The organism is Vibrio sp. QJM3NY_39 (assembly GCF_057785895.1).
The window spans coordinates 2,936,371-2,948,669 of the sequence record NZ_CM173505.1 but is presented as its reverse complement, the minus strand read 5'-3'; the positions used below and the strand labels follow the sequence as shown (position 1 = coordinate 2,948,669).

The window sequence follows — 12,299 nt, the reverse complement described above, 5'->3', positions numbered from 1 at the left end:
AGGTCGTGTAAAAACAAAAAGCCCGAAGCGTTAACTTCGGGCTTTTAATAGGACTTTACTTCTTAACTGATTGGCGGTGCGCTTTGCGCTATTAGCTTATGCTTTATTTCTCTTTATAGAGAGTCTTCCAACCATTAACCCGTGTTGAGTTCGGGCTTAAGAGGTAATTACTTGCTTAGGTCGTCAGCGTGCTCAGATAGGAACGCTGCAACACCTGTTGGTGATGCGTCCATACCTGCTTTGCCTTCTTCCCATTGTGCAGGACAAACTTCACCGTTCTTCTCGTGGAAGTTTAGTGCGTCTACCATGCGTAGCATTTCGTCGATGTTACGACCTAGTGGAAGATCGTTAACTACTTGGTGACGTACAAGGCCGTCAGCGTCGATTAGGAAAGAACCACGGAAAGCAACGCCTGCTTCTGGGTGCTCAACATCGTATGCTTTGCAGATCTCGTGCTTAACGTCAGCAATTAGAGGGTATTTAACTTGACCGATACCGCCATCAGCGATAGCAGTGTTACGCCATGCGTTGTGAGAGAATTGTGAATCGATAGAAACACCAATTACTTCAACGCCTTTAGCTTGGAAATCTTCTAGACGGTTGTCGAAAGCGATTAGCTCTGAAGGACAAACGAAAGTGAAGTCTAGTGGGTAGAAGAAAACTACCGCTTTCTTACCTTTAGTGAATTCTGCGAAGTTGAAGTTATCAACGATCTCGCCGTTACCTAGAACAGCTGCTGCAGTAAAGTCAGGGGCTTGACGACCTACTAGTACCATTTGGAATCTCCTAAAAAATTAGTTGGCCCAACACATCTTTGTTTGGGCTCCGTTTCTACGGGACAAACTATAGTACAATCGGTACTATAGAAAAAAGCGAATTAAATAGATTAAGTTAATCGAAAAAAGCGATGAGCTTATTCTTTGTTCAGTCCTTAGGTCTGCTGACCTTTGCCCAACTTATCCTACTCATATTACAGAGTAATTTCATGAATAAATGGCCAAGTCTTAAGCAACTTTATTATCTCGTTACTCTTCATGAAACTCGCCATTTTAGCGATGCTGCTGATCGCTGTTTCGTCAGCCAATCCACGCTAAGTAAAGGCATTCAAAATCTTGAAGAGCTGATTGGTTGTCCTCTCTACGAGAAGAAAGATAAAAAGAGCCCATTGGTTTTCACGCAAGCGGGTGAGCTGGTGGTGAAACATGGACGAGAGCTACTGGCGAAAGGACAAGATCTGGTTGAGCTCGGAAATTTATGTAACGGGGATGCGATGCAAGGGCAGCTGCGAGTTGGATGTATTCCTACCATTGCGCCATTCCTTCTATGTGATTTGGTGCAAGAAGCCAACCATCGTTTTCCACAGTTGAACTTACTGTTACGTGAAGACACGACGACTAACTTATTGGCTGCATTACGTCATGGTGAGTTAGATGTGCTGATTCTGGCTCTGCCTGTCGATATCGACAACATGGAGAGTAAAGTTGTTGGGCAAGACCCGTTCAGAATGGTGATCAGTCGTAATCAAGCAGATGGCATTCGTGTTCCGATTAAATACGATGACTTGCCAGATGAGTCTGTATTTTTGCTAGAGAACGAGCACTGCTTAACCGAGCACGCGGTATCAGCTTGTAAGTTAACCGATAAAGAGAAGATAAATCCGTTCACAGCCACAAGCCTCCACACATTGGTGCAAATGGTAGCAAATGGTTTAGGAACCACCTTTATTCCGCAGATGGCTATCGATCACGGCTTGCTTGAAAACCAAAACCTAGTGGTGATCGATCCTCCAGGCCAACAGGCATACCGAGATATTGGTCTGGTCTGGCGACCAAGTTCGTCTCGTCTAGAGACATTCCATCAGTTAGCGGATGTGGTGTCTGAGCTGCTTTAAAGTTTGTCACCTTACAACAGTACTTGATTGCCATGTTTGAATAAATCCATACGATTATGCTTAATCGTATGGATTTCTAGGTCTTGTTAAATGAGACTTTAAAGCTCCATAAAGTAAATAGAAAAGCACTGCAATACTCATATAAGCAGGAAGTGTTCCAAACAAGGATGAATAAACATCAAGTAGGCTACTATTTTTATTTCCTAGTATTATTTTTTCCCCATCGTTGATAAATAATACGTTATAGTATCGCTTCTCTATCAATTCAAAATTGAACTTATGTACAGAGCGCTTTCCCTCTATATCTAATAGATAGTAATAGGTTTTTAACCCTCTCATATGGACGTTAATATGATCAAGTTGTATTACTTTTGCTTGTTTTTCTATGCCAGATGTCCAGAATTTGTATGTATCTCCAACAATTTCGTAAAGTGCAAAAGATACAACAGCATAGCCTATTAGAAAAAAGAAAACTTTAAATATGGGAATGATTTATTCATAAACCGCTACCACATTTTTCTTTTGAAAGCGCAAACTTTTCTAAAAGCCCCAGAGAACTTCTCATCTTTAATATTGATCCGCAATATACATGACTAGTGCTTGTTTCTTTATACTCTTCAACCTTAAAGTAATAAAAAGTAGATAGCGATATGGCTATGATAAAATAAATACCGATATGATGATTTTTAGTTTGGTACTTATCATCCCTATTTTTTATTATCAGTGCTAACTGTGCCACGGTAAACACTAAGAGAAAAAATACAAAAAATGAGCTTAGTACAGTAACAAAGTAAACTCTATCTGAATCATACTCTCCAGAAGGGAAGTATATGAATGGGTAACTGCATACAGTGATGATAACTAGGCATATTATTGAATTTTTATAGTTTGATACTTTCATTTGTACTCTAAAGAACCGTAACTTTTTGGGCTCCTCATTATGAGATGCCAGTATATTCTCCGAACCATTAAGTGGACCAAATGAATAGTCGTCAATTGCTTTTATATAAGTTTCCAACACTCCGGAAGAAGCAGCTACATCCTCTACTGTGAATGTAACAACAGTGATACAAGCAATGACAGGAGCTGAATTCGTTATAACCTCTGCATCAAGCCTATTGATAAATATGATTTTTTCACTTTATTACGGAGGTGGTTGTATATGGCGGGTAATATAAACTTCATCAATACATTATTCAACTAGTTTTATATTTGATATGGTGTGCGGATTGGTTGTTTATTGTAATGAGTTACGGGGTAAGCGGCAGTGCATTTCTATCGATTAAAGTTACCTAATATTGAGCCTCATAGTTTTATGAGGCTCTTCTTATTGTCATATCACTCTACTTCCGCTTCTTCTGGCTCGACTTCTTCCTGTAGCTCTAATAAGTTAATCGCTATCGTGACAAAGTCGCTGTCTGTAATAATGCCTACTAGTTCGTGGTTTTCTACGACAGGTAAACAGCCCACTTTGTGTTTCTGCATATAAACAGCTGATTCTTTCAATCCTGCTCGTGGTTCTACAGACATTACGCTTTTGTGCATGATGTCGTTGAGCGGTGTAGCAAGAGTAAATGATTGAGCTTGTGGGATGTTTTGCAGGCTGGATTCTTGAGCGGCTAGAACGTCTCGCTGTGTGACGACGCCAAGTAGTTGCCTCTCGGAATCAACGACCGGAATATGGCGGATATCAAGCGCTTCCATCATGTGCTTAGCATCGGCCAGTGAGTGTGAGCGCAATAGGGTATGAGGGTTGCGAGTCATCATATCTTCAACCTTGATCATACGAACCTCCTTCTTTTTCATTTGTTGCTATTACTATAGTTTTTTATCCAAAAAATAACTGAGATCTGACGCATTCTTGGGTGAGTTTTATGCAACTAATTCTTTAGTTTGAGGTGGTGAATCAGTAGCACTATTTTACGCCTTTTTACAATAATCCAGTGCTGTAAACCTTGCTATTGCGGCTCGTGTGCCTATACTAGCCCACTGCGAAATTTTTAGTCGTGTTTGTGATGTGTTTCTGGTAACGATTGACTTACCGTAACGATTGATCTGCAACCATGATTTATTCTTCGTCAACAGCACAAATCTCATCAACTAAGACAAGACTACAAACATGCAAGTTTCAGATTTTCACTTTGACCTACCAGATGAACTTATTGCTCGCTACCCTCAAGAGGAGCGCACAGCAAGCCGCCTGCTTAAATTAGATGGCAACAGCGGTAACCTAGCTGATGGTTCGTTTAAAGACGTTTTAGACTTGGTTGAGCCAGGCGATCTTGTTGTTTTTAATAACACTCGCGTGATTCCTGCTCGTGTATTCGGTCGCAAGGCCTCAGGCGGTAAGCTTGAAGTGCTAGTGGAGCGTATGCTCGATGAGAAAAGCATTCTTGCGCATGTTCGTTGTTCTAAATCACCGAAGCCGGGCACGAAGTTGTTCCTTGGTGAGAACGATGAGTATGAAGCTGAAATGGTAGCGCGTCATGATGCGTTGTTTGAAATCCATTTCACATCCGATCAAAGTGTTCTAGAGATTCTTAACAGCGTTGGTCACATGCCACTGCCTCCTTACATCGATCGTCCTGATGAAGATGCAGATAAAGAGCGCTACCAGACTGTCTATAATGAAAAGCCGGGTGCGGTTGCAGCGCCAACAGCAGGTCTTCACTTTGATGACAAGCTCATGGCTGGCATGAAAGAAAAAGGTGTCGAGTTTGCTTACGTGACGCTTCACGTTGGTGCTGGCACGTTCCAGCCGGTAAAAGTAGATAATATCAACGATCACCACATGCACGCAGAGTACGTTGAAGTACCGCAAGAAGTGGTTGATGCCGTTGCAGCAGCAAAAGCTCGCGGCGGACGCATTATCGCTGTCGGTACAACCTCTGTGCGTTCACTAGAAAGTGCGGCTCAAGATGCATTGACAAATGGCACTGAGTTAGTTCCTTTCTTTGGTGACACAGAAATCTTCATCTTCCCTGGTTATGAATACCAGTTGGTGGATTGCTTGATTACCAATTTCCACTTACCAGAATCAACACTGATCATGTTGGTGAGTGCATTTGCTGGTTATGACAATGTGATGGGCGCATACGATCACGCAGTGAAGAGCGAATACCGTTTCTTCAGCTACGGTGATGCGATGTTCATCAATAAGAAAACGAGCTAATTTTAGCTGGTTATAAACGATATAAGCAGAATTTACGGGTGCTAGCAGTAAGCTAGGAGTCGGGCAGGGTGTCTGTCTAATCTCTCGCAAGGAATACGCGACCGCTCCTCATAGAACTCGCTAGATTGAACTTATGTTTAGCTTAAGGTTCTGAATTATCAGTCAGATTGTTTCTCTGGCATATTGGAGGCTTCGTGAAATTAAAATACGAACTTAAAAAAACAAACAGCGGCGCACGTCGTGGTCAACTTCAGTTTGAACGTGGTAGCGTTGAAACACCAGCATTCATGCCTGTAGGTACTTACGGTACGGTTAAAGGCATGACTCCTGAAGAAGTGAAAGACACAGGTGCTGAAATCTTGCTAGGTAACACGTTCCACCTATGGTTACGCCCTGGTCAAGAAATCATGAAACTGCACGGTGACTTGCACGATTTCATGAACTGGAAAGGACCTATCCTGACTGATTCAGGCGGTTTCCAAGTATTCAGCCTAGGTGCGACGCGTAAAATCACTGAAGAGGGTGTTCACTTCCGTAACCCTGTAAACGGTGACAAGATCTTCATGGACGCTGAAAAGTCGATGGAAATCCAAAAGGATCTAGGCTCAGACATCGTAATGATCTTTGACGAATGTACGCCTTACCCTGCAACGCATAAAGAAGCTAAAGACTCAATGGAGATGTCTCTTCGTTGGGCTCAGCGTTCACGCAATCACTTTGACAAGCAAGAAAACCCGAACTCACTATTCGGTATCGTTCAAGGTGGCGTATACGAAGACCTTCGTGATGTATCCGTTAAAGGCTTAACAGAGATTGGTTTTGACGGTTACGCTGTTGGCGGCCTAGCAGTAGGCGAACCAAAAGAAGACATGCACCGTATTCTTGAGCACACATGCCCTCAACTGCCTGAAGATAAGCCACGTTACCTAATGGGCGTAGGCAAACCTGAAGACTTGGTTGAAGGTGTTCGTCGCGGTATCGACATGTTTGACTGTGTAATGCCAACGCGAAATGCACGTAATGGCCACCTGTTTGTCACTGAAGGTGTGATCAAGATCCGTAATGCGAAGCATAAAACGGATACAACACCACTAGATTCAGATTGTGACTGTTACACTTGTAAGAACTACAGCAAGTCGTACTTGCATCATTTGGATCGTTGTAACGAAATCCTAGGTGCTCGACTGAACACGATTCATAACCTGCGTTTCTACCAACGAATTATGTCAGACATTCGTCAATCTATTGATGAAGACCGTTTTGAAGAGTTCGTTGCTGAGTTCTACGCAAGAATGGGGCGTGAAGTGCCACCGTTAGGTAAAGAATCTTAGTATTTCTTTTTTTGCGAGCCCCATCTCTATTCCTAGAGATGGGGCTTGAAAATAAAGGGGTACAACCCAATTAGACAAACAATTACCAAAATATAATAGAGGATGTTTTTAATGTTTATTTCTCAAGCTCACGCAGCAGTAGAAGGTGCACCAGCAGGCGGCGGTTTCGAAATGCTTATCATGCTAGGTATGTTCGCTGTGATCTTCTACTTCATGATCTACCGTCCACAAGCTAAGCGCGTAAAAGAGCATAAGAGCCTTATGTCTTCTATGGGCAAAGGCGATGAAGTTCTAACAAGCGGCGGTCTAATCGGTAAGATTACTAAGATTGCAGAAGACAGCGACTACGTTGCTATCGAACTGAACGCAAACAACGAAGTTGTTATCAAGAAAGACTTCGTTACAGCAGTGCTACCAAAAGGTACTCTGAAATCACTATAAACAGCTAGAGGATCCTCGCTGTGCTAAACCGTTATCCGTTATGGAAGTATTTGATGGTGGTGTTTGCCATCGCTATCGCCGCGTTGTACGCACTTCCGAATATATACGGTGAAGATCCGGCAGTTCAAGTTACAGGGGCGCGTGGCGCCTCTGTAGATCTGTCTACGCTGGATGCTGTCACCAATGCTCTGGAAGCAGAGAACCTTTCTACTAAATCCGTTGCTCTAGAAAACGGTTCCATTCTTGTTCGCTTTAATGATACAGATACGCAAATTAGTGCCCGTGATATCATCACAGAAGCACTAGGTGATGATGTTATCGTTGCTTTAAACCTTGCGGCTTCAACTCCTGATTGGCTTGAATCTATTGGTGCTGCACCAATGAAACTGGGTCTTGATCTACGTGGTGGTGTTCACTTCTTAATGGAAGTGGATATGGATGCTGCGATGCAAAAGCTAGTTGGCCAACAAGAAGAAGCCTTCCGTAGTGAACTTCGTGAAGAAAAAATTCGTTACCGTGCTATTCGCCCATCGGGTAAAGATGCAGTTGAAGTGATTCTACGTAACGAAGAGCAGCTTGCTGAAGCGAAATCGCTACTGCAATCTAAGCACCAAGATATGACGTTCGTAGATTCAGAATCTAATGGTCGTTTTTCTTTGGTTGCTCGTTTTACAGATGCTCGTCTTCAAGAAATCCGTAACTACGCAGTAGAGCAAAACATTACCATTTTACGTAACCGTGTTAACGAACTTGGTGTTGCTGAACCTTTGGTTCAACGTCAAGGTGCTAGCCGTATCGTAGTGGAATTGCCTGGTGTTCAAGACACGGCGCGCGCTAAAGAAATTCTTGGTGCAACGGCGACACTTGAGTTCCGTGAAGTTGATAGTAGTGCTGACTTAGCCGCTGCCGCTTCTGGTCGTGCCCCTGCGGGTAGCGAAATCAAGCAAGATCGTGATGGTCGCCCTGTGGTACTTAAGAAGCGCGTTATTCTAGGCGGTTCAAGTATTACTGATGCAAGCTCAAGTGTTGATGAATATGGTCGCCCACAAGTTAACATCTCGCTAGACAGCGAAGGTGGTAGCAAGATGTCTACATTCTCTCGTCAGAATATCGGTAAGCTTATGGCTACGGTATTTGCAGAGTACAAAGACAGCGGTCGTAAAACACCAGAAGGTCGAGTGATCTTAAGTAAGCACGAAGAAGTGATCAACCAAGCGACGATTCAATCTGCGCTAGGTCGTAACTTCCGTATTACGGGTATCGACTCAACGGCTGAAGCTCATAACTTGGCACTTTTACTGCGTGCTGGTGCATTGATTGCACCTATCTCGATTGTAGAAGAACGTACGATTGGTCCATCTATGGGTCAACAAAACATCGATATGGGTATCATGGCGATGGTTTGGGGTATGGCTGCAGTAATGTTGTTTACTCTGCTTTACTACCGTACTTTCGGTTTGATTGCGAACGTTGCTCTGATGGCTAACTTGGTGTTGATTATCGGTGTGATGTCGATGATCCCGGGGGCTACTATGACTCTGCCAGGTATTGCCGGTATCGTATTGACGGTTGGTATGGCGGTCGATGCCAACGTACTTATCTTTGAGCGTATACGTGAAGAACTTCGAGATGGACGCAGTCCACAACAAGCGATTCACCAAGGTTATGCGAACGCATTTAGCACCATCGCCGATGCCAATATCACCACACTACTAACAGCAATCATTCTATTTGCTGTAGGTACAGGTGCAATTAAAGGCTTCGCGGTAACGCTGTCTATCGGTATCTTAACTTCAATGTTTACAGCTATTGTCGGAACACGTTGTATCGTGAACCTGATGTATGGCGGCAAACGCGTTAAGAAACTGTCGATCTAAGGCTAGGAATTAATATGTTTCAGATTCTAAAAGCAGAAAAAATGATCGACTTTATGCGTTGGTCAAAGGTTGCCTTTTTATTCTCAATCTTGATGATTGGTACTGCCATCTTTACCTTAACAACGAAATCGTTGAATTGGGGTCTAGATTTTACCGGTGGTACTCTGATTGAAGTGGGTTTTGAGCAACCAGCAAACCTACCTGATATCCGTAGTGCACTAGAAGCGGAAGGTTTCGGTGATGCAACGGTACAGAACTTTGGTTCTGCACGTGAGGTCATGGTTCGTTTACGTCCACGTGACGGTGTTGCTGGCGAAACGCTTGGTAACCAGATCCTGTCTGCAATTAAAGATGGTACTGGTGAGCAAGTTGAGATGCGTCGTATCGAGTTCGTTGGCCCTAATGTGGGTGACGAGCTAACAGAAGCGGGTGGCCTTGCTATCCTTGTTTCTCTGATCTGTATCTTGATCTATGTATCAGTGCGATTCGAATGGCGTTTGGCAGCAGGTGCGGTACTAGCACTGGCGCACGACGTTATCATCACACTGGGTGTGTTCTCTCTAATGCAAATTGAGGTAGATCTTACCATCGTAGCAGCCTTGCTAACGGTAGTCGGTTATTCCCTCAACGATACCATAGTAGTATTTGACCGTATTCGTGAGAACTTCCGTAAGATGCGTAAGGGTGAAGCACCTGAAGTATTGAACAGCTCAATCACACAAACATTGAGCCGTACATTGATTACTTCTGGTACAACGTTATTCGTAGTTATCGCGCTGTTCGCTCAGGGCGGTGCTATGATTCACGGCTTCGCAACTGCACTTCTATTGGGTATTACCGTTGGTACTTATTCTTCTATCTACGTTGCATCTGCACTCGCTATGAAGTTGGGTATTACGCGTGAACACCTAATGCCACCACAAGTGGATAAAGAAGGTGAAGAGTTTGACGAAATGCCTTAGGCCTTGGCTTAACAATTTTCGCTGAACCAAAAAAACCGCTAGGCAACTAGCGGTTTTTTTACGTCTGTATTCTGTCGAGAAGCTCTACGCAACTTATTGGCGAAGTGCATTGTGCTCGTCGCAACTAAACAGCCATCTTGCTCGTAGCTCGTAGCTCGTAGCTCGTAGCTCGTAGCTCGTATCGCAGATACAAAAAAGCCCCGCAATAGCGAGGCTTTGAAATTTCTATGCGCCCTTGAAAAAAGGAGCATTAACGTAAGGTCTGAATTACTTCAGCATACCTTCGTTAGAGTTCTCACGAACGTGCTTAAGAATAGACTTAACACCACGTGCGCTTGAAGCAACAACATTACCAGACGTCATGTAATCAGTACCGCCAGCAAAGTCAGTCATGATAGCGCCAGCTTCACGAGCGATTAGATCGCCAGCTGCTAGATCCCATGGCTTAAGGCCTAGTTCTAGGTAACCGTCAACACGGCCAGCCGCTAGGTAACATAGGTCAAGTGCTGGAGAGCCAGTACGACGGAAGTCCGCACAATCAACGAATAGACCAGAGATGATCTTCATGAAAGATTCAGAGTGTTGTTTTTGCTTGAATGGGAAACCAGTCGCTAGAACAGTACCTTGAAGGTCTTTAAGTTGAGTAACACGCATACGAGCGTTGTTAAGTTGAGCGCCAGAGCCACGTTGAGCTGTGAATAGCTCGTTTAGCATTGGGTCATAAACACAAGCAACTTCTGTACGACCGTTCATACGAACAGCAATAGATACAGAGAAGTGAGGGAAACCTTTTACAAAGTTGTTGGTGCCATCTAGTGGGTCAACGATCCATTGTACGTCAGAATCTTTACCTTCAGTCAGGCCTGACTCTTCAGAAATAATGCTGTGCTCTGGGTAAGATGATTTGATTGTCTCAATAATCATGTACTCAGCTTCTTGAGCAATGTTAGTAACGTAATCGTTGTTACCTTTTAGAGACGATTCGATCTTATCAGTTGTTTCTAGAGATTTAGCAATATGGTTGCCAGCTTTACGCGCAGCGCGTATCGCAATGTTTAGCATTGGATGCATAGGTTTTTCCCACAAGATGTTAAAGAACAGTTTAAAGCGGCGGCGAGTATACCAAATTTTTTGCAAAAGGGAAGTGGTTGTTTTTTGAACTCTTGAATTCACATTACGAGAAGGGTCTGACCATTTTACTTAGCTATGTGTTAATATCTCGCGATTATTTTTAAAGTGGTGTCATATAGCATGTTAGACAATGTAAAAGTCGTTCTGGTTGGTACGTCTCATTCGGGAAATATCGGATCAGCAGCTCGCGCAATGAAAGTGATGGGTTTGAGTCAATTAGTTCTTGTAGACCCTCAATGTGAAGTTGACGAGCAGACCTTAGCACTGGCTGCGGGTGCTGGTGACATCGCAGAAAACGCGACCATTGTGTCTACATTGGATGAAGCAGTAAAAGACTGTGGTTTGGTGGTTGGTTCAAGTGCACGTTCACGTACGCTTGAATGGCCAATGCTAGAGCCTCGTGAGTGCGGACAAAAGTTTGCCGTTGAAGGTCAAAAGCACCCAGTCGCATTAGTCTTCGGCCGTGAGCGTACTGGCTTGACTAACGATGAGCTTCAGAAGTGCCACTTCCATGTATGTATCCCAGCCAACCCTGAATACAGCTCATTGAACCTAGCGATGGCCGTGCAGACGCTAAGCTATGAAGTTCGCGTGGCACACCTTGATATGGTTGCGAGCCAATATCAGCCACAGCAACAAGATGAGTACCCACGTCACGAAGAACTAGAAATGTTCTATGAACACCTTGAAAAAGTGATCATTGATACCCAATTTATCTCTAAGGATAAACCGGGTCAGGTGATGAACAAGCTACGTCGTCTGTTCAGCCGAGCTCGTCCTGAACTGCAAGAGATCAATACTCTACGTGGCATTTTGACTTCAATTGAGAAGAGCAAAAACGACAAATAAAACCCACTCTGCTTGTAGGGATGAATACCTGACTAAAATAGTCAACTAAATACTTGACCAATTTAGTCGGGTATGGGAAAATTCCAACCACATAAACAATGTGGATACGGTGTGATATGAAACTTACATCTAAAGGAAGATATGCGGTAACAGCTATGCTAGATGTAGCACTGCATTCGCAAAAGAGCCCAGTTCCTCTGGCTGATATTTCAGAGCGACAAGGCATCTCGTTATCTTACTTAGAACAACTATTTTCTAAGTTACGTAAAGCTGGCTTAGTTGCTAGTGTTCGTGGTCCTGGCGGTGGTTACCGTTTAGGTGCTGAAGCGAGCGACATCGCTGTCGGAACTGTGATTGCTGCAGTCGACGAATCAGTGGACGCAACTAAGTGTCACGGTCGAGCAGACTGCCAAGGTGGTAGTCGTTGTTTAACTCACACCTTATGGCGTGATTTAAGCTCCCGAATCAGCAGCTTCTTAAACGACATTACGCTCGGTGAGCTAATGAAAGATAACGAAGTTTTACAGATTTCTGATCGCCAAGATATCGATCTTGCGGTTAATAATGGTTTTGCACATAAAAATACGAGCACTACAACGATTAGTGCAGCACCTCACGGTGTTAATGCCCGCTCTTAGCGGTCAG

General features: G+C 43.7%; 12 protein-coding genes. 8 read left to right on the top strand and 4 right to left on the bottom strand.

The annotated features are described in order from the left end of the window. Positions 1–167: 167 nt before the first annotated feature. Positions 168–776 (bottom strand): peroxiredoxin C, encoded by a 609-nt coding sequence (locus AC3CHU_RS13150; RefSeq protein WP_004735077.1) that lies wholly within the window; start codon positions 774–776, stop codon positions 168–170. A 209-nt stretch (positions 777–985) separates the two neighbouring features. Here AC3CHU_RS13150 and AC3CHU_RS13145 point away from each other — a divergent pair, with 209 nt between their 5' ends. Then, on the top strand, positions 986–1,891 hold the full coding sequence (locus AC3CHU_RS13145) for a hydrogen peroxide-inducible genes activator (protein WP_054548107.1): 906 nt from the start codon (positions 986–988) through the stop codon (positions 1,889–1,891). A gap of 496 nt (positions 1,892–2,387) precedes the next feature. On the opposite strand, the gene AC3CHU_RS13140 is transcribed toward AC3CHU_RS13145, so the two are convergent. Both AC3CHU_RS13140 and AC3CHU_RS13135 read right to left on the bottom strand, forming a co-directional pair. Next, on the bottom strand, positions 2,388–2,792 hold the full coding sequence (locus tag AC3CHU_RS13140) for a hypothetical protein (protein ID WP_488518485.1): 405 nt from the start codon (positions 2,790–2,792) through the stop codon (positions 2,388–2,390). A gap of 437 nt (positions 2,793–3,229) precedes the next feature. Beyond that, positions 3,230–3,676 carry a CBS domain-containing protein gene (locus tag AC3CHU_RS13135; RefSeq protein WP_488518486.1) on the bottom strand — a complete coding sequence of 149 codons (447 nt, stop codon included), beginning with the start codon at positions 3,674–3,676 and terminating at the stop codon, positions 3,230–3,232. Between the two features lie 334 nt (positions 3,677–4,010). On the opposite strand from AC3CHU_RS13135, the gene queA reads away from it, so the two are divergent. From queA to secF, 5 genes are all read left to right on the top strand, one after another. After that, positions 4,011–5,063 carry a tRNA preQ1(34) S-adenosylmethionine ribosyltransferase-isomerase QueA gene (gene queA / locus AC3CHU_RS13130; protein WP_488518487.1) on the top strand — a complete coding sequence of 351 codons (1,053 nt, stop codon included), beginning with the start codon at positions 4,011–4,013 and terminating at the stop codon, positions 5,061–5,063. Positions 5,064–5,257: 194 nt separating this feature from the next. Further along, positions 5,258–6,394, top strand: a complete 1,137-nt coding sequence (gene tgt / locus AC3CHU_RS13125; protein WP_004735086.1) for a tRNA guanosine(34) transglycosylase Tgt — start codon at positions 5,258–5,260, stop codon at positions 6,392–6,394. 111 nt (positions 6,395–6,505) lie between these two features. Then, positions 6,506–6,835, top strand: a complete 330-nt coding sequence (gene yajC / locus AC3CHU_RS13120; protein ID WP_004735087.1) for a preprotein translocase subunit YajC — start codon at positions 6,506–6,508, stop codon at positions 6,833–6,835. 20 nt (positions 6,836–6,855) lie between these two features. Next, a complete protein-coding gene (gene secD / locus AC3CHU_RS13115) occupies positions 6,856–8,712 on the top strand; it encodes a protein translocase subunit SecD (protein WP_004735088.1) in 1,857 nt (618 codons plus the stop codon). 14 nt (positions 8,713–8,726) lie between these two features. Further along, entirely contained in the window at positions 8,727–9,674 is a 948-nt protein-coding gene (secF, locus tag AC3CHU_RS13110; RefSeq protein ID WP_004735089.1) for a protein translocase subunit SecF, read from the top strand. 267 nt (positions 9,675–9,941) lie between these two features. On the opposite strand, the gene suhB is transcribed toward secF, so the two are convergent. Beyond that, positions 9,942–10,745 carry an inositol-1-monophosphatase gene (gene suhB / locus AC3CHU_RS13105; protein WP_004735090.1) on the bottom strand — a complete coding sequence of 268 codons (804 nt, stop codon included), beginning with the start codon at positions 10,743–10,745 and terminating at the stop codon, positions 9,942–9,944. A 180-nt stretch (positions 10,746–10,925) separates the two neighbouring features. Here suhB and trmJ point away from each other — a divergent pair, with 180 nt between their 5' ends. Then, a complete protein-coding gene (gene trmJ / locus AC3CHU_RS13100; protein WP_004735091.1) occupies positions 10,926–11,654 on the top strand; it encodes a tRNA (cytosine(32)/uridine(32)-2'-O)-methyltransferase TrmJ in 729 nt (242 codons plus the stop codon). 116 nt (positions 11,655–11,770) lie between these two features. Further along, positions 11,771–12,292 (top strand): Fe-S cluster assembly transcriptional regulator IscR, encoded by a 522-nt coding sequence (gene iscR, locus AC3CHU_RS13095; protein ID WP_017079865.1) that lies wholly within the window; start codon positions 11,771–11,773, stop codon positions 12,290–12,292. Positions 12,293–12,299: the final 7 nt, after the last annotated feature.

Coding starts and splice junctions, on each gene's coding strand:
- AC3CHU_RS13150 (WP_004735077.1), bottom strand. CDS start 776: ATGGTACTAGTAGGTCGTCAAGCCCCTGACTTTACTGCAGCAGCTGTT.
- AC3CHU_RS13145 (WP_054548107.1), top strand. CDS start 986: ATGAATAAATGGCCAAGTCTTAAGCAACTTTATTATCTCGTTACTCTT.
- AC3CHU_RS13140 (WP_488518485.1), bottom strand. CDS start 2,792: ATGAAAGTATCAAACTATAAAAATTCAATAATATGCCTAGTTATCATC.
- AC3CHU_RS13135 (WP_488518486.1), bottom strand. CDS start 3,676: ATGATCAAGGTTGAAGATATGATGACTCGCAACCCTCATACCCTATTG.
- queA (WP_488518487.1), top strand. CDS start 4,011: ATGCAAGTTTCAGATTTTCACTTTGACCTACCAGATGAACTTATTGCT.
- yajC (WP_004735087.1), top strand. CDS start 6,506: ATGTTTATTTCTCAAGCTCACGCAGCAGTAGAAGGTGCACCAGCAGGC.
- secF (WP_004735089.1), top strand. CDS start 8,727: ATGTTTCAGATTCTAAAAGCAGAAAAAATGATCGACTTTATGCGTTGG.
- suhB (WP_004735090.1), bottom strand. CDS start 10,745: ATGCATCCAATGCTAAACATTGCGATACGCGCTGCGCGTAAAGCTGGC.
- trmJ (WP_004735091.1), top strand. CDS start 10,926: ATGTTAGACAATGTAAAAGTCGTTCTGGTTGGTACGTCTCATTCGGGA.
- iscR (WP_017079865.1), top strand. CDS start 11,771: ATGAAACTTACATCTAAAGGAAGATATGCGGTAACAGCTATGCTAGAT.